The 19,562-nt window shown below is 63.3% G+C and carries 17 protein-coding genes; 9 read left to right on the forward strand and 8 right to left on the reverse strand.

Annotated features, from left to right (window positions below; genetic code table 11):
- Window positions 1–239 precede the first annotated feature (239 nt).
- On the forward strand, window positions 240–1,265 hold the full coding sequence (locus tag ABDB81_RS18185) for an SDR family oxidoreductase (RefSeq protein WP_137926547.1): 1,026 nt from the start codon (window positions 240–242) through the stop codon (window positions 1,263–1,265).
- A gap of 99 nt (window positions 1,266–1,364) precedes the next feature.
- The gene (locus tag ABDB81_RS18190; RefSeq protein WP_346812675.1) at window positions 1,365–1,916 is read left to right on the forward strand and encodes a DUF6708 domain-containing protein; all 552 of its coding nucleotides are present in this window, start codon (window positions 1,365–1,367) and stop codon (window positions 1,914–1,916) included.
- A 70-nt stretch (window positions 1,917–1,986) separates the two neighbouring features.
- Here ABDB81_RS18190 and ABDB81_RS18195 read toward each other — a convergent pair whose 3' ends face one another.
- Window positions 1,987–2,118 carry an oxalate:formate antiporter gene (locus tag ABDB81_RS18195; RefSeq protein ID WP_137926779.1) on the reverse strand — a complete coding sequence of 44 codons (132 nt, stop codon included), beginning with the start codon at window positions 2,116–2,118 and terminating at the stop codon, window positions 1,987–1,989.
- A 16-nt stretch (window positions 2,119–2,134) separates the two neighbouring features.
- Complete coding sequence (locus tag ABDB81_RS18200; protein WP_137926778.1) at window positions 2,135–3,550, reverse strand: OFA family MFS transporter; 1,416 nt, start codon at window positions 3,548–3,550, stop codon at window positions 2,135–2,137.
- Window positions 3,551–4,561: 1,011 nt separating this feature from the next.
- Between ABDB81_RS18200 and ABDB81_RS18205 the strand changes: the two genes are divergently transcribed.
- Window positions 4,562–6,553 (forward strand): alkaline phosphatase PhoX, encoded by a 1,992-nt coding sequence (locus ABDB81_RS18205; protein ID WP_137926777.1) that lies wholly within the window; start codon window positions 4,562–4,564, stop codon window positions 6,551–6,553.
- A 114-nt stretch (window positions 6,554–6,667) separates the two neighbouring features.
- Here the strand turns inward: ABDB81_RS18205 and ABDB81_RS18210 are convergent, their stop codons facing one another.
- The 4 genes from ABDB81_RS18210 to ABDB81_RS18225 form a co-directional block, all read right to left on the reverse strand.
- On the reverse strand, window positions 6,668–7,732 hold the full coding sequence (locus tag ABDB81_RS18210; RefSeq protein ID WP_346812681.1) for a porin: 1,065 nt from the start codon (window positions 7,730–7,732) through the stop codon (window positions 6,668–6,670).
- 129 nt (window positions 7,733–7,861) lie between these two features.
- Window positions 7,862–8,077 carry a hypothetical protein gene (locus tag ABDB81_RS18215; protein WP_137926775.1) on the reverse strand — a complete coding sequence of 72 codons (216 nt, stop codon included), beginning with the start codon at window positions 8,075–8,077 and terminating at the stop codon, window positions 7,862–7,864.
- A gap of 168 nt (window positions 8,078–8,245) precedes the next feature.
- Window positions 8,246–9,394, reverse strand: a complete 1,149-nt coding sequence (locus ABDB81_RS18220; protein ID WP_160474041.1) for a BamA/TamA family outer membrane protein — start codon at window positions 9,392–9,394, stop codon at window positions 8,246–8,248.
- Window positions 9,395–9,399: 5 nt separating this feature from the next.
- Window positions 9,400–10,500 carry a hypothetical protein gene (locus ABDB81_RS18225; protein ID WP_346812685.1) on the reverse strand — a complete coding sequence of 367 codons (1,101 nt, stop codon included), beginning with the start codon at window positions 10,498–10,500 and terminating at the stop codon, window positions 9,400–9,402.
- 191 nt (window positions 10,501–10,691) lie between these two features.
- Between ABDB81_RS18225 and ABDB81_RS18230 the strand changes: the two genes are divergently transcribed.
- The 5 genes from ABDB81_RS18230 (at window position 10,692) to ABDB81_RS18250 (ending at window position 15,588) form a co-directional block, all read left to right on the forward strand.
- Window positions 10,692–11,459, forward strand: coding sequence for a DeoR/GlpR family DNA-binding transcription regulator (locus ABDB81_RS18230; RefSeq protein ID WP_160474040.1), 768 nt, complete (start codon window positions 10,692–10,694; stop codon window positions 11,457–11,459).
- 45 nt (window positions 11,460–11,504) lie between these two features.
- Window positions 11,505–12,509 (forward strand): ABC transporter ATP-binding protein, encoded by a 1,005-nt coding sequence (locus tag ABDB81_RS18235; RefSeq protein WP_137926772.1) that lies wholly within the window; start codon window positions 11,505–11,507, stop codon window positions 12,507–12,509.
- Window positions 12,510–12,531: 22 nt separating this feature from the next.
- Window positions 12,532–13,824, forward strand: coding sequence for an ABC transporter substrate-binding protein (locus ABDB81_RS18240; protein ID WP_137926771.1), 1,293 nt, complete (start codon window positions 12,532–12,534; stop codon window positions 13,822–13,824).
- A 61-nt stretch (window positions 13,825–13,885) separates the two neighbouring features.
- Window positions 13,886–14,770 (forward strand): sugar ABC transporter permease, encoded by an 885-nt coding sequence (locus ABDB81_RS18245; RefSeq protein ID WP_346812690.1) that lies wholly within the window; start codon window positions 13,886–13,888, stop codon window positions 14,768–14,770.
- Window positions 14,767–15,588 carry a carbohydrate ABC transporter permease gene (locus tag ABDB81_RS18250; protein ID WP_137926769.1) on the forward strand — a complete coding sequence of 274 codons (822 nt, stop codon included), beginning with the start codon at window positions 14,767–14,769 and terminating at the stop codon, window positions 15,586–15,588. The genes ABDB81_RS18245 and ABDB81_RS18250 overlap by 4 nt, the downstream gene beginning before the upstream one ends.
- A gap of 43 nt (window positions 15,589–15,631) precedes the next feature.
- On the opposite strand, the gene ABDB81_RS18255 is transcribed toward ABDB81_RS18250, so the two are convergent.
- Window positions 15,632–17,104, reverse strand: a complete 1,473-nt coding sequence (locus ABDB81_RS18255) for a LamG-like jellyroll fold domain-containing protein (RefSeq protein WP_346812694.1) — start codon at window positions 17,102–17,104, stop codon at window positions 15,632–15,634.
- 190 nt (window positions 17,105–17,294) lie between these two features.
- Entirely contained in the window at window positions 17,295–17,654 is a 360-nt protein-coding gene (locus tag ABDB81_RS18260; RefSeq protein ID WP_137926767.1) for a hypothetical protein, read from the reverse strand.
- Between the two features lie 295 nt (window positions 17,655–17,949).
- Between ABDB81_RS18260 and ABDB81_RS18265 the strand changes: the two genes are divergently transcribed.
- On the forward strand, window positions 17,950–19,551 hold the full coding sequence (locus tag ABDB81_RS18265; RefSeq protein WP_346812781.1) for a ShlB/FhaC/HecB family hemolysin secretion/activation protein: 1,602 nt from the start codon (window positions 17,950–17,952) through the stop codon (window positions 19,549–19,551).
- The last annotated feature ends 11 nt before the right edge of the window (window positions 19,552–19,562 follow it).

The raw sequence follows: 19,562 nt of genomic DNA on the forward strand, positions 1-19,562 counted from the left end.
TTCCAGCTTATGCAGCACACGCTGCGCGCGAAAGCGGAAGGCGTCCTACATCGCTTATCGGCCTTACGCGCCATTGTAAAAATGTCCACGCCGATGCTGCGCTGCACATCGATGCGTGGCGGCGCGTGCGCGGGAATGGGACTTGCGGAAGAGAGAAGTATTTGCACGGCGCGCCGGACTCACCCGGAATCTCGCGCGCTATCCAGCCTCCCGTGCCGGGCCTATCGATGAAAGACATGATGAAACCCCTCAAGAAGATCGGCTCGCAGGTCATCGTCCTGACCGGCGCCACCAGCGGTGTGGGACTCGTCACGGCACGCCAGGCCGCCGAGAAAGGCGCAAAGCTCGTGCTGGTGGCGCGTAGCGAGGAAGCGCTGCACAAACTTGCCGAGGAACTGCGCGAGCGCGGCACCGAGGTCATCACCGTCACCGCCGATGTGGGCCGGCAGGAAGATATGGTCCGGGTGGCGAACATGGCTGTCGAACGCTTTGGGGGATTCGATACGTGGATCAACAATGCGGGCGTGACGATCTTCGGGCGGCACGGCGATGTGCCGCTGGAGGACCAGCGACGGTTGTTCGAAACCAACTACTGGGGCGTGGTCCACGGTTCGCTGGTGGCCGCCAGCCATCTGCGTGACCAGCGATGCGAATTCGGACGGGATTTTGGCGGCACCATCATCAACATGGGCAGCGAGGCGTGCGATGGGCCGCTGCCACTGCAAAGCGCGTACGCGGCCTCGCAGCACGCAATCAAGGGCTTCACCGATACCCTGCGGCTGGAACTGGAGCAGGAAAAGGCGCCGATCTCGATCACGTTGATCAAGTCGGCCGGACTGAATACGCCGCTGGTGACTCACGCCAAGAACTTCCTGCACGTGGAACCCCGCCAGGCCCCACCACTCTACGACCCCTCACTGGTGGCGGAAGCCATCCTCTTCGTCGCCGAACACCCACGCCGCGACATGTTCGTCGGCGCATCCGCCAAGGCGTTCTCCGCCGCCGCGTATCACGCGCCGCATGCCTTCGACCGATTCATGAGCCGCTTCATGGGCCGCGCCCAACAGACCCGCGAGCCAGCCGGCCCCATCGAAAACAACGCTCTGCACGATGCCGGCAACACGCTGATAGAACGCACCGGCAACAGCCGCGCAATGCAACGCTGCGCGTACACGACCACGGCACGACATCCGCTGCTGACCACTGCACTGGTGGTGGGCGTATCGGCGGCAATCACGGCGATGGTAAGGAGTCGAAGAGGATAGGCGGCGCGTGATGACCCACAGCTTCCATCCATAGCAGGAAATTGATTTTGCAGTTTCTTTGATCGTCCGCTGTTAACGCGGCGGATAGGCCGTTTTCCCTTGATTCGGTTCAATCGCGTGACACGCAAGGTCTATGTGCACAACCGGCCGAGCGCGGGCGGGATTGTTGTGCACGACTGGGACGATGCCCGGGCCACGCTCGACAATCCTGCGGCATTTTCTCCCGAACCTGTTAGCGAGAAAGAGGCCAATTTGGGTCACGGTCGCCTGATCCTGTGTTGGGTGGACATGGAGGCGGCGCAAATGCGCGGCCTGATCTTCGTGGGTCGAGCGGCAGGCAATGCTGCGCGGGGCCGGGCATGGTGGGAGTACATCCGGCGCTATATGGAAGAAGGGGCCGAGAGTGTGCCCCAACCGTTCCTGCGGCCATGGAAAGGCGCGTGGCCGCATATGTCGTTGCTGGAGGTCTTCTACCTCTACCCGGAGCGGATTCTGCGCGGTGGTCCTCTGTGGTGGGTATTGCTGCCGTGTCTTGCCCCGCTCGATCTGATGCGCGCCACCCTGCATTGGCTTGCGATGCTGCTGTGCGTGGAGCCGAAGTTTCCGCCGGAGATCGAGTCTGCAGGAAGTCCGCAGGAGGGATCTGCTTAACCAAGGGCGATAACAGACACAAAAAAGGGGCTGCCAACGGCAGCCCCTTATCACATCACCAACACACCCTTCACTGGAACAGCTTCAGCGCCTGGGTAATCGTGTTCGACACGCCCCAGACCAGCGGCACCAGTACGTAGAGCCAGAAGGCGGCCAGCAGGGCCTTGTTGGTGGGGGCGGCGTTGAGGTTCTGGTTTTCCATGTTCGACTCCTCGGGATCAGTGGGCGGCGCCGGTGCCGGCACCGAGCTTGGCCACGTCTGCGTCGCTCATGTGGTGCTTGTTATTGACACGCGACACCATCAGGTTGCAGATGAAGCCGATCACCAGCAGGGCGGCCATGATGTGCAGTGTCATGGTGTAAGCGGCGGCGCCGGTCACGCCGTGGGCTACCTGGTACTCGCGGATGTAGTTGACCAGCACGGGGCCGGCGATACCTGCAGCGGCCCAGGCGGTCAGCAGGCGGCCGTGGATACCGCCCACGAATGCCGTGCCGAACATGTCGGCCAGGTAGGCCGGGATGGTGGAGAAGCCACCGCCGTACATCGACATGATCACGCAGTAGGCCAGCACGAACAGCGCGATATTGCCGGCGGCGCCCAGTTGCGGCACCAGCCAGTACAGCACGGCACCCAGCGCGAAGAAAATGAAGTACGTGTTCTTGCGGCCGATCCAGTCCGACGAGGAAGCCCAGAAGAAGCGGCCGCCCATGTTGAACAGCGACAGCAGGCCGACGAAGCCGGCTGCGGCGGCGGCGGTGACGCTGCCCTTGAAGCTTTCCTGGATCATCAGCGATGCCTGGCCGAGCACGCCGATACCGGCGGTCACGTTCAGGAACAGTACGAACCACAGCAGATAGAACTGCGGCGTCTTCAGGGCTTCATCGATATGCACGTGGTTGCGCGTGATCATCTTGTTCTCGACCACGGGCGGGGTCCAGCCTTCCGGCTTCCAGCCGGGCGGTGGCACGCGGATGGCCAGCGAGCCGATGCTCATCGAGATGAAGTAGCCTACGCCCATCACCAGAAAGGTCTGGGCCACGCCTACCGACGTTGCGCTCTTGAAATGGTTCATCAGCACCACGGACAGCGGGGCGGCGATCATCGCGCCGCCGCCAAAGCCCATGATCGCCATGCCGGTGGCCATGCCGCGGCGGTCCGGGAACCAGCGGATCAGCGTGGAGACGGGCGACACATAGCCCAGGCCCAGGCCGATGCCGCCGAGCACGCCATAGCCGAGATAGAGCAGGGCGATCTGGTGCGTGTAGACGCCGAGGGCCGAGATCAGGAAGCCGCCGCCGAAACAGCAGGCAGCCGTGAACATCGTGCGGCGCGGACCCACGCGCTCCAGCCATTTACCGGCGAAAGCGGCGGAAATGCCGAGGAAGAAAATGGCCAGCGAGAAAATCCAGCCGAGCGTGGTCAGTTTCCAGTCGTCGGCCACCGATTCGGTAATGCCGATGACTTTCGACAGCGGCGCGTTGAACACCGAAAACGCGTAGGCCTGGCCGATACAGAGGTGCACCGCCAGTGCAGCGGGCGGGACCATCCAGCGGGAAAACCCCGGCTGGGCGTAGGTCGCCTCCTTTGAAAAGAACGGCGCTTTAGCGCCGCCACCATTAGTCACACTGCTCATTGAAAGTTCTCCAGACGTGGATCCTGGGTAATACATCCATGCTGGCCTGGCGACGCCCGCGGGTCTGGCTGGCCCGTCGGTTGACCCCGTACACCTTGGATGTATTACCCCCAGAGGTGTCGCTGTTCCGGGATATCAGAGACGTTTTGCCCCGGATGCAGCGACGGTTGCTACGAAGCTGCTACAAAACCGGTAAGCGGAAATGGATGGTCATGGACGCACGCAGGGCGCACGGGGGCGTGCGTCGGCGAGCTCCGTCGAGGCGGGGCGTGAGGGCGGCTGGAGACGCGAGGCGTCCCGGAATGGTGTCGTGCATCGTTTTTTCCGATCGGGGCGAACAATATATGTTTTTGATTGCATATATTGCCGTGGAAAATATTATGCGCTGAACCATATCCGGCCCGATTGATCACTTCAATAGGCTAAAGATGACATATTCCGAAAACGCACGAAATCGGCCGCTTGATGCGCAAAACTGCCGAATGACAGGTTTGTAACGTTTGATTTTCGCCACACACGGTGTGGTGACCGGAGAAAAAACTGGTCCACGGGCAGGTCGTCCGCAGGCATATTGAAGGACCGGTTTCGGCACTTCGGATGGTCGATTGTCATGACAATTCGTCACGAGACTGACATCTGGAGCGCTTAGGATGGCTGCCCGTGGCGGTACTCAACCGCTGCTCGGACAAGCCGGTCAGACCTGCAGGTGGGCTGCAGATCGCCAATACACGGGTGACAGAAGTGGGTGTCGCCCGGACCGGCATTTTCACGACGCCGCGACCATACATGGCTCGCGGCGTTTTTTTTCGTCCGCTGTGTGACCCGGCAAGAAGTGACGCTCCCGGCTGCTCGCGAATTGTTGCGGGTTCAACGTGTTGTCACATTCGGTTCATACGATGCCACCCGGCTTGACCGCTGTGCGGTTGCCTCCACAAGAGCTGACCGGGTTGCCATGTACGCATGTGCAGGGCGGTCTGATGAAAACACTAGATCGACGGGGAAATCCAAAAAATGTCCGAAAAACTTGACGCATCGCGCCGCAAGGCACTGAAGTTCCTGGCCGGCGCACCGATGCTGCCGCTGGGCCTGGCCTCCACCTCGCTGCTGGCAGGTTGTGGCGGCGGCGACGACGCCCCCGCTACCCCTCCCGTGACGACGAACCCGCCGGCTTCCACGGCCACGTTCACGACCGCCGAGTTCACCGGCATGCCGGCACCTTCGCTGGCCAATGCGGCCGAAATGGCCACCACTACCGTGGGTTCGAGCCTGAAGGTGAACTTCAGCGATGGTACGAGCCAGAACTTCAAGCTGGCGTACCAGCCGTTCTTCATGACCGGCGACAAGGTGTCGGACGGCAAGGGCGGCACGATCCTGGCCGGCGGCTACTTCGACATCAACAACCAGCCGATCATGGATTCGTCCACGGGCACGGCTGCCCAGTTCTTCTCGGACTCGCCGGACGGCACGTCGCTGCTGAAGATCGACGGCGCCAAGGTAGACGGCGTGAAGGGCAACACGGTCTTTGCCGTGGTGCAGTTCGAATACACCACGTGGGACCAGGCCAAGGTGACGGACATGTACGGCAAGCTGCCGTCGCCGATCGCCATCCTGACGCTGGACCAGGACCCGGCCACCGGCAAGCTGTCGCTGGTGAAGTACCACAACGTCGACACGTCGTCGGCCAACGGCCTGTGGATCACGTGCGGCGCCAGCCTGTCGCCGTGGAACACCCACCTGTCGAGCGAAGAGTACGAGCCGGATGCCTCGAATCCGAACACGGTGCAGAACCTGGCCTTCGCCAAGAACCTGTACGGCACGAGCACGATCCCGTTCAACCCGTACCTGTACGGTCACCTGCCGGAAGTCACGGTCAATGCCGACGGCACGGGCTCGATCAAGAAGCACTACTGCATGGGCCGTATCTCGCACGAACTCGTGCAGGTGATGCCGGACAACCGCACCGTGCTGATGGGCGACGACGCCACCAACAGCGGTCTGTTCATGTTCGTGGCTGACAAGGAAAAGGATCTGTCCGCCGGTACGCTGTACGTGGCCAAGGTGGGCACCGGCTTCTCCGTGAACCCGGCCGATGCTGGCGCCGACCTGACCTGGATCAAGCTGGGCCATGCCACGAGCGCGCAAGTGGAAGGCTGGGCCAAGTCGCACACGTTTGCCGACATCATGGACATCAGCGCCACGGATCCGGCCCTGAATGCCACGCCGGACACGACGTACACGAAGATCGCGTACAGCGGCAAGTTCCAGTGGATCAAGATCAAGCCGGGCAAGGAACTGGTGGCAGCGTTCCTGGAAACGCACCGCTATGCCTTCGTGGCTGGTGGCAGCATGGGCTTCACCAAGATGGAAGGCACCACCGTCAACATCAAGGACAAGATCGCCTACTCCGCGCTGCAGAACATCGTCGACTCGATGGTGCTGAACAACGCCAAGGGCTGGAACGCGCAGAGCAATATCAGCGTGCCGGCAGCCATCAACGCCGGCGGCGTGATGCAGCACAAGCTGGGCGGCGGCCAGAAGGATACGTCGGGCGCGGCCATCGTTAGCGAATGGGTACCGATCCACACCCAGGCGCTGATCGTCGGCAAGGACATCGCCGCCGATGCACTGGGCAACACCGCCGATCCGACGACCATCGGCAACCCGGACAACCTCAAGTTCTCCGAGAAGCTGCGCACGCTGTTCATCGGCGAGGACAGCAGCAACCACACCAACAACTTCCTGTGGGCGTACAACGTCGATACGAAGAAATTGTCGCGCCTGATGTCGGTGCCGGCCGGTGGTGAATCGACGGGCCTGCACGCCGTCGACGAAATCAACGGCTGGACGTACATCATGAGCAACTTCCAGCACGCCGGCGATGGCATCAAGGCTGCCGTGAAGGCGCAAGTGGAGCCGCTGGTGTTCGCCAACTACAAGAACGGCCTGGGCGCCTCGGTGGGTTACCTGACCGCCGACGCTACGAGCATCAAGACCGCGAAGTAAGCCGTTCGGTCTGTAGAAAAGAAAAGCGCCGCGGTCCGTGAGGTCCGCGGCGTTTTTCATCGACAAAGCATACCGGTAAGGAAAGTACCGATAACTCAGACGATCTTCCGGCGATCAGAAGCGGTGACGGACACCCATCACCATGCCGATCTGGTCGTCACCGGCCACGACATTGGCCGGGCTACCCGCCGGCCCATTGAATCCGTTCATGCCCAGTTGGGAGCCGTCGCGGTTGATGGCGTAGCCGATATTGAAATAGACGTCGGTACGCTTGGAGAACGCATAGTCCGCCGAGGCGACGAGCATGATCGGGTCGGCACTCGAATTGCGGGTGTCGGTGTAGTACGCGGCGCCCATCAGGGAGACGGAGGGGTTCACCGCGTAACGCATACCCGCCCAGTAGAGGTTCGAACCGCTACCCGGAAGCGTGCCGACATCGCCCTTGAACCAGCGGTAGCCCACAAAGGCGCGGGCTGCGCCGAATGCATAACTGGCGCCGATCAGGGCACGACGATCCTTGCGGTCCGCCGTGGCCACGCTGGTGCCCTGGAATTCGTCATACGCGGCGCCAATCCCCAGCGGGCCGTTTTCGTACATCACCGAGGCGCCGTAGTTGCGGTCCACCTTGAAGTTGCCCGGGATCTCGCCAGTGCCGGTGCGGCCCAGGCTGTACATCGCGCTCATCGTCAGGCCGCCGAACTTGCCGTCGTACCGGATCGCGTTATCGGCGCGGCCGGCGAGGATATCGTCGTTTGTCCACAGCGAGTAGCGGGGCGCGTATCGCATCGGGTCCAGGATATGACCCGTGTCGTGGATCGGCGTGTTCTGCCGGCCAAGCGCCACAGTGCCGTACCGGCTCTGGAGACCGACATACGCCGCACGGTCGAACAACCGGTTCGTGAGCAGACTGCCGTTGTCCGGCGCAAATCCGCTTTCGAGCTGAAAGATGGCCTTCAGTCCGCCGCCGAGATCCTCTTGACCGCGCAGGCCCCAGCGCGACGTGGACATATTGCCCGAACTCATGCGCACCTGATTGGCGCCGCCTGTGGCAGTTGGCACATTGTTGAGATATTCGATACCCACATCGAGAATGCCGTAAAGCGTGACATGGGATTGGGCGAAGGTGGCGGCAGACAGCATGCTGAGAGTTGCCGCGGCAAAGCCGTAACGGAGTTTCATTGCGCTTCCTTAAATAAAACGCACTTGGTTCTCAGTGGAATCAAGGTGGTGAAAAGTAAATTCACGGCCCATAAAAAGACTTCAGGCCGCTCGGAGGCGGCCTGGTTTTGTCTTCATGGCGACGTGGATTCAGTGGGGAGTGCCATTGGCGGTGCGTGCACCGTCTGTGTAGACATCACGCTGTTGAATGCGGCCACCATCGGTGTAGGGATCACGAGGACGATGCACTTGTCCTTGTTTTTCGAACGATGCATCCACCACGATGGGGGTCTGGCTCGCATTGGCCGTCGCACTGATCGCGATCAGTGCTGCGCCTGTGGCGAGCGTGGCGAGAGATTTCTTCATTGGTAGTTCTCAGGAGCTGAACGATTTTTCGGGGGGCTCGCTGAGTCTAATGACGCGACATGGAGTGCCCATGGCAGGCCGGTTACACCTCGGTCATGGAAATGCGACCGTGTTGGTGCACTCGTCAATAGATTGCTGAAGTGATAAGAAATTCGCGAAACGTTTCGCTCAAAACGCCTCGTTGATCTGGAAATACACACCCTTGGTGTTCTTGCCCACGCCTACGTCAAAGCGCACGTTGACGCGCGGCTTGAACTCGAAGCGGTAGCCCACGCCGCCATTGGGCAGCCAGTGCGCATCGCGCAACGCACCGGGGTTGCCGGCGATGGCGCCGGTGGCCAGCCAGAACACCATGCCCTGCCGGCCCGCGATGTGCCAGCGATATTCCACCTGTGCGGTCAGCAACGCCTTGTCGCGGTATTGGCCCATGAAGTAGCCGCGCATGCGCCGGTTGTCGCCGAGCTTGGACATCATGCTCCATGGCACGTCGCCCCAGTTGAACTTGCCGTAGATGTCGAAGGCCAGCACGTCGCGCTCGCGCATGGCGAAGTACTTGTCGTAGGTGATCTCCAGCGTTTCGAAATCGAAATCGCTGCCCAGGCCGCGGCGATACACCGTACCGTTGATCAAAAGCGCCTGGCCCTTGTACGGGTTGGGGATGAAATCGCGCGTGTCGTAAGAGAAATGCGCGGTGAGGCCGCTGCTGATGACATGCGTGCCGTGGGGATCGGCGGCGAACGCGCTGGCGCTGCCACGTTCGATGTTGGCCGCGTCGTCGTACTCGAAGTCGTAGCCGCCGCCGATGTAGGTATTCGGCATGATCCGCATCATCATGCGCGGTTGCAGCGAGACCCCCCGGTGCGTGTAGCCCTCCTTGTTGGCGTCGTTGATGGCGTTGTCGTAGCCAATGCCCCAGTAGGAGGTCGGCATGTTGAACAGGCCGCCCGAGAACACGAAGCGATAGCTGTCGTCGCCGAAGAACGTGTTGTTGTCCGCGCCGATACCGAATGCGCCGGTCGTCGTCACAAAGCCGTGTAGCGTGAGCGTGGAGAGCTGCGTGTCCTTCTCGGCGTTCTTCGGCTTGTACAGGCCGATGGCTGCCGCGCCGAGTCCCAGCCCCATCTCCGGGTTGTAGAACGGCCCGGGCAGGATGCCCCAGTCCACGCCATGGCTCAGGTCCACCTCCTTCGAGGCGCCAAGCTTGTTCAGGATCTTGTCGATCCAGGCGGTCTTGGGCGGGGTGTCGGGCGTGGCTTCCTGTGCCGCCACGGGCATGGTCAGCAAGGCGGCGAGCAAGGGAGGGAAGGTGGCGCGCATGATCGTCAGAACCGGAAGAAGCCGGTGGCGATGATGTTGTTACGGTTGTACCCGTAGCCGATTTCCAACAAGACGCCGACGCTGCGGTTGATGGTCCAGTTGGCGCCTACGGAACCGCTCCAGTAACCCGTCACCCGTTCCGCGATCTGATAGTTCAACCGCTCGGTCTGGCCGTCGGTATCGGGGATCGGTACGTCAAAGTGTCCGGTGATGGTGGCGCGGGTGCGGAAGTAGGTGGCGCCGATGAAGGGCGTGAGCAGCCCCAGTCCGTGGCCCAGCCGGAGATTCCATCCCACGCGCGGTCCGATGTTGATCGACTTGACCGGCGTGTCCGACATCGAGATATCCGCCACGGTGTAGGTCACCGGCAACGCGAAGAACAGGTCGCGGTAGGTGCCCACCAGTGTGAAGCCGCCGCCGTAGGTATGGCCGCTGTAGCTGGCATGCTGGGTGGGCAGCTTGATCGGCTTGCTGCAGGCGTCGCGGGGACGCCGCCCCCCGCAGCCTATGTTGACCCCGAAGAACCGCTCGAGATCGGTGAGCGAAGAAAAGCTGATGTCGATGTTGCCGCTGCCCTGCACGTTGCCAACGATGCCGTACACATTCATGAACGGAAACAGCCATGCACCCATCTGCACCTGGTTCGAACTGTTATGAATGCGTGATTGCTGGAACTGCACGAAATCCGCGCCGCGCAGCGGGTTGCCGCCCGCGGATACCTGCAGGCCGCTCAATTGATAGCGCTGGTAGCCATCGTAGTAGGAGTACCCGATGTCGTACGGATTGGGCAGGTTGTAGCCTTTGTCGATCACGCGCTGCGCGAAGAAGGGCAATGCGCGGTCCCAGGTCTTTGGCGCCTCCGGTGCAGGCTCCGGGGAACCGACCGGCCCGACGATGCCGCGATACGGCCCGGAGTGGGTATCGGGCGATGCCGTGGCTGCCGCCGCACCGCCGCTGCCGCCCGCGGTCCATGCCGAAGCGGTAACGGGCAGCGCCAGCCCCATCGTAATCAGGCAGCCACGCGCAACGCGAAGAAAGGGAAAGGGGCGGCCGCCAGCGGGCATATTGGTGCGCTCCCATATCGGCATGAAAACCTGATCTTCCACGATCCCGCCGGGACCTCGAAGTGAATGTTTTCGTGAGCCGACTTAGGAGAAGCTGCCTGATTGCGAGAACAGCGCGCACGCTGGTTTGCTGCGGCGCGGCATGTGGATACCCACCCGCGTGGGGGTAAACGATGTCACGGATGTGACACATTGCGCGTTTACATTTTCATTCGAACATATAGAGTGATCGAATGAGCCTGACTGCCCGCCAGCGTGAAATTTTTGGATGGTTGAACGATACCGGCTACCTCAGTACCGAGCAGCTGGCCAGCCGCTTTGGGGTTAGCAGCCAGACCATTCGCCGCGACATCAACGAGCTGAGCGTGCAAGGGCTGGCGCGCCGCATGCACGGCGGGCTGACGTTGCCTGCGAGCCAGAACAACATCAGCTATCTGCAGCGCAGCACCGCGCAGGTGGAGCGCAAGCGCCGGATCGCGCAGGCCGCCGTGGAGATGATCGAACCAGATGCCACGATATTCCTCGGATATGGCACCACCGTGGCAGAGTTCGCGCGGGCACTGCCGGCTGACCGACCGCTGCGTGTGGTGACCACCAACCTCGGCGCGGTACTGGCGCTGGCGGACAAGCCCGCTGTCGAAACCTGGGTGGCCGGCGGACGCCTGCGCGCGGGCGATTTCGACGTGATGGGCAGTGCCACGGTGGATTTCATGCGGAAGTTCCGTGCCCATGTGGCGATATGCGGGGCGGCCGGCATTGACGAGCACGGCACGCTGTACGAGTTCCAGCCCGAGGAAGCCGAACTGAGCCATGCGCTGCTCTCGCACAGCCACGAGCGGATGCTGCTGGCTGACAGCAGCAAGTTCGGGCGCCACGCGCCATGCCGCGTCGCGGCGTTCGAGCAGATCGACCACCTGTTCACCGATACCGATGCCACGGATGCCCAACCCGCGCTGTCCGCGTTATGCGAAGCCGCAGGCGTGACGCTGCATGCCTGCTGAACCTGTCGTTTCCACCGCCTCCATCGCCCCCGAAAGACACCCTCCATGGCCTATCTGCGACTCGAACGGATTGCGCAGCGCTTCGGCGATAACGTGGTACTGCGCGGCATCGACCTCGACATCGAGCGCGGCGAATTCATCGCGCTGCTCGGCGCGTCCGGCTGCGGCAAGACCACGCTGCTGCGCCTGATTGCCGGACTGGATCAGCCAGACGCCGGCCGCATTCATCTGGATGGTCGCGATATCACTGCGGTGGAAGCCGCGCAACGCGGCTTGAGCATGGTGTTCCAGTCGTATGCACTGTTCCCGCATTTGAGCGTGGCAGACAATATCCTGTTCGGGCTGCGCGCGCGCAAGGTGCCGCGTGACGAGCAAGGGCGCCGACTCACGCATGCGGCCGAGCTGCTGGGCCTGGGCGCGCTGCTGGCGCGCAAGCCCGGCGCGCTGTCGGGTGGACAGAAGCAGCGCGTGGCGCTGGCGCGCGCCATCGTCTCGCAGCATCCGCTGTGCCTGATGGACGAGCCATTGTCGAATCTCGACGCGCAACTGCGTGCCGAGATGCGCGCGGAATTGCGCAAGCTCCAGCAGCAACTGGGTTTGACGGTGATCTACGTCACGCACGATCAGGTGGAGGCGATGAGCATGGCCGACCGTATCGTGCTGATGCACCAGGGCGAAATTGCGCAGACCGGTACGCCGGCGCAGCTTTACGACACGCCTGCCACGCCGGTGGTGGCGCGCTTTATCGGCCAGCCGCCGATGAACCTGATCCGCATGCCTGGTACGGACGAATGGCTGGGCGTGCGTCCCGAACATATCGAACTGGGTGGATCGCATGCCGGCACGGTGGTGCGCACCGAATATCACGGCGCCGACACGCTGGTGGAGGTGCGCCTCTACGACCAGCCCGTGCTCGTGCGCCATCCGGGCCGGGTGGCGTTGTCCCCCGGCGCCGGCCTGATGTTGAAGTGGGATGCCACCCGCGAGCATCGTTTTGCCGCTGCAGTTGCCACCGAAGCAGCCGTCGCCCGTCTTTCCGCTTTGCCCTGAACCTACCCCTCAAGGAGCCTTCATGTCGTTCAAGACCCGCCTGGCCACCGCGCTGGGCACGCTTACCTGCCTGGCGTCGATGATGTCGATGTCGGCCGTCGCCGCGCCGACGCAGGTCACGATGTACTACCCCGTTTCCGTCGGCGGTCCGCTCACGCAAGTAGTGGACAAGCTGGTCGGCGAGTTCGAGCAAGCCAATCCGGACGTCAAGGTCAACGCGATCTACGCGGGCAACTACGACGACGCGCGCACCAAGGCGCTGGCCGCGCTCAAGGCCGGCACGCCGGTGCAGACGTCGGTGCTGTTCTCGATCGACCTGCACGAACTCAAGGACCTTGGCGTGATCCGTCCGTTCGACGATTTCGCGACCACGGCCGAAGACAAGGAGTGGCTCAAGAGCTTCTACCCGGGCCTGATGGACAATGGCCGCGCCGATGGCAAGACCTGGGGCATTCCGTTCCAGCGCTCGACCATCGTCATGTTCTATAACAAGGACGCGTTCCGCCAGGCCGGGCTCGATGCGGACAAGCCGCCGCGCAACTGGACGGAAATGCGCGAAGCCGCTGCCAAGCTGGTGAAGCGCGATGGCGGCAACACCAGCCGCTGGGGCGTGATGATCCCGTCCACGGGCTACGCCTACTGGATGTTCGGCGCGCTGGCCAAGCAGAACGGCCAGACGCTGATGAACCCGGCTGGTACGCGTACCACGTTCGATACGCCCAAGGCCGTGCAGGCGCTGGAATACTGGACGTCGCTGTCGAAGGACGGCGTGAGCCCGAAGGGCCTGATCGAGTGGGGCACGCTGCGCCAGAACTTCGTCGAGGGCAAGACCGCGATGATGTGGCACTCCACAGGTAACCTGACGGCCGTGCTGAAGGATGCCAAGTTCGATGTCGGCGTGGCCCCGCTGCCTGCCAACACCGAGCCGGGCTCGCCCACGGGCGGCGGCAATTTCTATCTGTTCAAGAGCGGTTCCGATGCCGAGCAGCGCGCCGCGTTCCGTCTGATCAAGTTCCTGACCGCACCGGATCGCTCGGCGCAGTGGAGCGTGGCAACGGGCTATATGGGCGTGAGCCCGGCCAGCTACCAGACCGCCACGCTGAAGGACTACGCGGCCAAGGTGCCCCAGACGCTGGTCGCACGTGACCAGTTGTCGGTGGCGACGGCCGAGTTGTCGACCCACCAGGCTGGGCGCGTGCGCAAGCTGCTGGAAGACGCGCTGCAATCGGCCATCACGGGCCAGCAGGAACCGAAGGCTGCATTGAGCGGCGCACAGGCGCAGGCCGAGCGCATCCTGAAGCCGTATCAGCGTTAAACACGTGAAGCCTGCGGCGTCCGGGATCGATACCGATAGGGACGCCGCAGGCATATCCGCCATGACATCTAGAAAACCCGTCGCACGACAAGCCGCACAGGCATGGCTGCTGCTGTTGCCGGCGCTCGTGCTGCTGGCGGCGTTCACGTACTGGCCCATCGCCGGCAGCTTCTGGCACAGCATTCACACGCAGGCGCCCGGCATTCCGCCAGCGTTCTCCGGGATGGAGCAGTTCCAGGCGCTGATGGACGATCCCGTTTTCCGTCAGGCCGTGCGCAACAACCTTTGGTATGCGCTGATCACCGTGCCGGTGTCGGTGGTGCTGGCGCTGGCCATGGCGCTGTGGGTCAATCAGCGCTACGCCGGTCGCGGACTGCTGCGGCTGGCGTTCTTCACGCCGACCATGTTGCCGATGGTGGCGGCGGCCAATGTGTGGTTGTTCTTCTACGCGCCCGATATCGGCCTGCTGAACCGGCTGCTGGCATGGCTCGGCATCGCGGGCCGCAACTGGCTCGGCGATACGGATACTGCGCTGCCCGCGCTGATGGTGGTCACCATCTGGAAGGAAGCGGGCTTCTTCATGATTTTCTATCTGGCGGCGCTGCAATCGATCTCGTCGGAGCAACTTGATGCCGCGCGGCTGGAGGCGCCTTCGCCATGGTTCCGGCTGCGCCACGTGATCTTGCCGCTGCTGGCGCCCACCACGCTGTTCGTGGTGATCAACGCGCTGATCAATGCGTTCAAGCTGATCGATCACCTGTTCGTGCTCACGCGCGGCGGTCCCAATAACGCCAGCACGCTGCTGCTGTACTACCTCTACGAGATTGCGTTCCGGTTCCAGGACGCGAGCTATGCAGGCGCACTGACCATCGTGCTGCTGCTGGTGCTGGCCCTGTGCTCGGGATTCCAGTTCTGGCTGACGCGCAACCGCATTCACTACCGATGACCGCTTCCTCGATATCGCTGCGCTCCGCGCTTGTGCCGGTTGCCGCCGCCGTGGCCGGCCTGCTGTGGATCTCGCCGCTGTTGCTGCTGGTCTGGGGCGCCTTTCACCCGGGCGGCGAGGCAATGCGGCTGAGCTTCGACACCCGGTGGGGACTCGACAATTTTCCGCAGGCGTGGAGCGTGGCGCCGTTCGCGCGGTACCTGATCAACACGGTTGCCATCGTCACGCTGCTGCTGGCGCTGCAACTGGTGGTCTGCACATTGGCAGGGTTCGCGCTGGCGCGGATGACATTCCCGGGTCGCAGCATCGTCTTCGGGCTGGTGCTGCTGCAACTGATGGTGATGCCCGAGGTGCTGATTGCCGAGAACTACCTGACCATCGCGCAACTGGGACAGGTGGATCGATGGCTGGGCGTGGCGTTGCCGTATATCGCCAGCGCCTTCGGTATCTTTTTGCTGCGCCAGACGTTCATGACCGTGCCGCAGGAGCTGGAGGATGCTGCGCGCATCGAGGGCCTGGGCCGCCTTGGCATCCTGTGGAAGGTGTATGTGCCGCTGGCGCGTCCGACTTACCTGGCCTATGCGCTGGTCTCGGTCAGCTATCACTGGAACAACTTCCTGTGGCCGCTGGTGGCCACGCAGACCGAGGCCAGCCGGCCCGTGACGGTGGGCATGGCGCTGTTTGCGGCGCCCGAGACCGGCGTGGACTGGGGTGTGCTGTCGGCAGGCACGCTGCTGTGCGTAGGGCCGCTGGTGCTGGCCTTCCTGCTGTTCCAGCGCCAGTTCATGCAGTCGTTCATGCAGGCCGGGGTGAAGTAAAAAAACGGCGGGTCTCCCCGCCGTTTTCGTTCTATCTGCCGATTCAGTGGTCGCGCCAGCGCTGCACCATCACCTGCTGGATCTTGCCCTTGAAGAAGTAGCGGCGGTCGGTAGCCCCCTGCGGGTCCGCACCGATCACGATGGGGCTGGTGTTCAGGCCCACGCCGCCCGAGACCGATACCGACGGCACGCCCTCCACATTGTTGACCCACAACCGTACCGCACCGTTGCCGTCGTAGGCGCCGATGATGAAGTACGAGTCCGTGCCGTTCAAGCCCGCGAGCGAAGCGGTGGCGTACTGGTAGGCGCCGTTCACGTAGACGCCGAAGCGCAGCGAGGTGCCGGCCTGCTCCAGCGCGAAGCCGCCCGCATCGCTCTTGGCCACGATGGCCGCCGTGGCACCCGAGGTCAGGTCGTCGAAATTGACGACCGCGCTGACGAGGAAGCCGCCGTTGCTGGCGTTATCGGCCTGCCACGTGGTCACCGACTGTGTGCCCGTGAACACCATGCTGCCGCCCACGCGGTCTTCGTCGGACGTCACCGCCAGCACTTCCAGCGTCGGCGCGGTGCTGCCCTGTGCCACCGGATACGTCGTGGCATTGGTGCGGCGGTAGGTCAGGGGCCAGGCCGTCTGCTGTGCCGTGTTCATATGCACCAGCGACGTCGATTCGGTGATCACGGCGCGGGCCGACGTAGCCAGCGCCGTGGTGCCGCGATCGTAGTCCGAGGTGATGAAGTCCACGTCCTCGCGCAGCGCCGACAGATAGGCTTCGCCCATGCTGGCCGGCGTGGTGTAGACACCCACGCCCAGCCCGAGCAGCTTCGCCTGCATCAGCGCGCCGAACAGGCTGGCCATCCGATATTCCAGTTCCACGCCGTGGAAGCCCAGGCTCTTCGTCGCGCGGATGTTGTTGCGGATATCGCTCTCGATCAGCGTGTGGAAGCGGACATGGTCACGGATGCTGGCGAACTCGGACTGCGCGAGCAGAGCCTTGGCGCGCACCAGATGCTGGTGGCGGCCATCCATGAAGCCGCGCAGCACCACGGGGCGTCCGGCCGAGGCGTAGCCCCAGTCGCGCACGGCGCGTAGCACGCCAAGCATCAGTGTGTCGCTGGCGGCGGCAGTGGTGTACTTCTCCTTGATTTCGAGGAACAGCAGGCGGTCGCTCTGCTGCAGGTTCGTGTTGGCCAGCGCATTGGCAAACGTACCTACTGCGCTTTCGCTGTCGCCATGCTCCACGTAGACCTGGCCATCGGCATGCAGCGTCAGGTCGAATTCGATCAGGTCATAGCCGCGCGACAAGGCCATCGACACCTGCGTGTTGGTGGCAGCCGTGGAACTGCCATAGCAGTTGTGGCAGGACAGCGCCACGGTGTTGCCTAGCGGGGAGACGGGCAGGGCACGGCTCACGCCGTTCCAGTACGTGCCGGCCTGCGCCAGCGTGGGCGCGGCGCAGAGCGCCACCCAGCACACTGCGCGAACGAAACTTCGATACATCCTGTTGGATTGGCTCATCCGGGATCTCATCGTGTTGTGTGGAAGGGAACACGGGCCTGAAATCACCGCATGAAAAGCCGGAACGGCCCGTCATCGCAGCTGACAGGGCGCAGGAATGCACCGACGCGGCATGTGATGTTCGCGATTGTCGGGCAGGGTGTGTGTCAGATCAATGAAGGCGATATGAAACTATTTCGCGTTCATTCGATCAGCGGGGCGCCTGTGGAGGAATGATTGGCGCGACGCCATTCGATGGGGGCGGCCGTTGGGGCAGAACGGAGGTGCCAAAGGTATTGCCCATCCGCGTGGACGTGGCCGCGCGGTTGTAGAGCCCCAACTGGTTCGACGGCTGATTGGCGATGGCCTCCGATCCCAGCACACCGGGTTTCCCCGCGCGTGGCGACGAGGCTGGCGCCAGCCGCTGCGTCAGGCAGTCATACGCTGGCGCGCGCTCGCCGTTGACCTCCACCTCCGCGCAACTCCCTTGCGTAGTCCCTTCGTTCGCGCCCCATGCCGAGGCCGATACGCCAAGCGCGGCCACTACCGCCAAGGTTTTCCACGTCTGCATCGCCTGCTCCTGATCGTCATCGCCCTGGAAGTCTCGTCCGTGCGGAATGTGTCGTCGATGAAATATTTGTGACAAACGACATGCCCTGCCAGGTTTGGCCGTCTAGGCATCTGTGCGTAACGCTGACATGAGCGCTGGTGATCATGTCTCGCGGCGTGATGCCCCAAACGATGCCGTCCTCGGTCAGGACACTGGCACGCGGGGCTGGCAATCGAAAAAAGAAGAAGGTCAGCAACTCATGCGAGTCAGCAAGAAGAAAGGCCCGTCGCCACGGTGGAGGGCAGTGTGCGTGGCGATGATTGGACTGGGGACGGGTGGGGCATTGGCGCAATCTGCGCAGTCCGCGCCAGCGGATGGCGCGCAGCCTGCCGCCGCGCAGGCCACGCAGGCCGCGCCGCAACCGGAGCGCGCGGTCGATATCAGCGAATACGTGGTGCGTGGCAACACGGTGCTGGACGTGCGCACGATCGAGCGTGCCGTGACGCCGTACCTGGGACCATCGCGCACGCTCAAGGACATCGAATCCGCGCGTGACGCGCTGCTGGCCGCCTATCAGGCCAAGGGCTTCCAGTCGGTCTATGTGGAACTGCCCGAGCAGCAGGTCACGAGCGGCGTGGTCTACCTCCAGGTCAGTGAAACCCGTGTGGGCCGCGTGCGTGTGGTGGGCGCCGAGTACCAGTCGCCGCGCGAGGTGCGCGAACAGGTGCCGGCGTTGGCCGAAGGGCAGGTGCCCGATTTCACGCAGGCGCAAGCGGAACTCACCGAACTGAACAAGACGGGCAAGCGGCAGGTCATGCCGCTGGTGCGGCAGGGCACATTGCCGGGCACGATGGACGTCGATCTCAAGGTCGAGGACAGCAGCCCGTGGCGCGGCAGTATCGGCCTGAACAACGACTACAGCCCCGATACCAAGGAGTTGCGCGCGCTGGCATCGATTGGCCACGACAACCTCTGGCAACTGGGCCACAGCGCGTCGCTGAGCTTCTTCGGCGCGCCGCAGGACCTGAACCAGACGCAGGTGTTCTCGGGCTCCTATATCGCCCCAATCCGCGGCACGAACTGGGGCGTCGAACTCTCCGGCTATCTCTCTGACAGCAACGTGGCGACGGTAGGCGGCACCAGCGTGCTGGGCAAGGGCCATTCGGTCGGCCTGCGCGGTACATACACCGTGCCGAACACCGGCGACTGGTATCACGCGCTGAGCCTGGGCGTCGATTTCAAGGACAACAAGGAAACCACGCGCCTCGGCACCTCCGGCGACACCGTGCCGCTCAAGTACGCACCGATCACGCTGTCCTATACGGGCTTCACGCAGACCACGCGCGGCCAGTACGGCTTGAACATGGCGCTGGTGGCCGGCACGCGCAGCTTCCTGGGCTACGGCAGCGACTGGAAGGAGTTCGACTACAAGCGCTACAAAGCGTCGCCGAGCTTCCTGCTGCTCAAGGGCGATACCAACGGCACGTGGAATTTCGCGGGCAATGCGCAGTTGGCATGGCGACTGGCGGGCCAGATCACCGATTCGCCGCTGGTATCGAGCGAGCAGATCGCGGCGGGCGGCATGAACTCGGTGCGCGGCTACCTGGCTGCCGAGACCACGGGCGACTACGGCGTGGTGGGCTCCGTGGAAATGCGCACGCCGCCGCTGGACTTCTTCGGCGGCACGGTGTCCGACTGGCGCGTCTATGCATTCGCCGATGCGGGTCAGTTGCGCCTGCGCGATCCGCTGCCGGAGCAGGAGAGCCGCTTCTCGCTGGCCTCCGTCGGCATCGGCACCAGCTTCAGGCTGGCGCGCTACGTGAACGGCCGGCTGGACCTGGGCTTTCCGCTCAAGGACGGCCCGCGTACCGATCGTGGCGACCCCCGACTCAATTTCAGCGTGACGGCCAGTTACTGATCCACACATCA

It is taken from the genome of Cupriavidus sp. DL-D2 (assembly GCF_039710735.1).
Taxonomy (GTDB): Bacteria; Pseudomonadota; Gammaproteobacteria; order Burkholderiales; family Burkholderiaceae; genus Cupriavidus.

Excerpts from the sequence above, each read along its gene's own strand:
- ABDB81_RS18255 (WP_346812694.1), bottom strand. The coding sequence starts at position 17,104 with ATGAGCCAATCCAACAGGATGTATCGAAGTTTCGTTCGCGCAGTGTGC.
- ABDB81_RS18205 (WP_137926777.1), top strand. The coding sequence starts at position 4,562 with ATGTCCGAAAAACTTGACGCATCGCGCCGCAAGGCACTGAAGTTCCTG.
- ABDB81_RS18195 (WP_137926779.1), bottom strand. The coding sequence starts at position 2,118 with ATGGAAAACCAGAACCTCAACGCCGCCCCCACCAACAAGGCCCTGCTG.
- ABDB81_RS18240 (WP_137926771.1), top strand. The coding sequence starts at position 12,532 with ATGTCGTTCAAGACCCGCCTGGCCACCGCGCTGGGCACGCTTACCTGC.
- ABDB81_RS18260 (WP_137926767.1), bottom strand. The coding sequence starts at position 17,654 with ATGCAGACGTGGAAAACCTTGGCGGTAGTGGCCGCGCTTGGCGTATCG.
- ABDB81_RS18200 (WP_137926778.1), bottom strand. The coding sequence starts at position 3,550 with ATGAGCAGTGTGACTAATGGTGGCGGCGCTAAAGCGCCGTTCTTTTCA.
- ABDB81_RS18210 (WP_346812681.1), bottom strand. The coding sequence starts at position 7,732 with ATGAAACTCCGTTACGGCTTTGCCGCGGCAACTCTCAGCATGCTGTCT.
- ABDB81_RS18250 (WP_137926769.1), top strand. The coding sequence starts at position 14,767 with ATGACCGCTTCCTCGATATCGCTGCGCTCCGCGCTTGTGCCGGTTGCC.
- ABDB81_RS18185 (WP_137926547.1), top strand. The coding sequence starts at position 240 with ATGAAACCCCTCAAGAAGATCGGCTCGCAGGTCATCGTCCTGACCGGC.
- ABDB81_RS18215 (WP_137926775.1), bottom strand. The coding sequence starts at position 8,077 with ATGAAGAAATCTCTCGCCACGCTCGCCACAGGCGCAGCACTGATCGCG.
- ABDB81_RS18220 (WP_160474041.1), bottom strand. The coding sequence starts at position 9,394 with ATGCGCGCCACCTTCCCTCCCTTGCTCGCCGCCTTGCTGACCATGCCC.
- ABDB81_RS18245 (WP_346812690.1), top strand. The coding sequence starts at position 13,886 with ATGACATCTAGAAAACCCGTCGCACGACAAGCCGCACAGGCATGGCTG.
- ABDB81_RS18235 (WP_137926772.1), top strand. The coding sequence starts at position 11,505 with ATGGCCTATCTGCGACTCGAACGGATTGCGCAGCGCTTCGGCGATAAC.
- ABDB81_RS18230 (WP_160474040.1), top strand. The coding sequence starts at position 10,692 with ATGAGCCTGACTGCCCGCCAGCGTGAAATTTTTGGATGGTTGAACGAT.
- ABDB81_RS18265 (WP_346812781.1), top strand. The coding sequence starts at position 17,950 with ATGATTGGACTGGGGACGGGTGGGGCATTGGCGCAATCTGCGCAGTCC.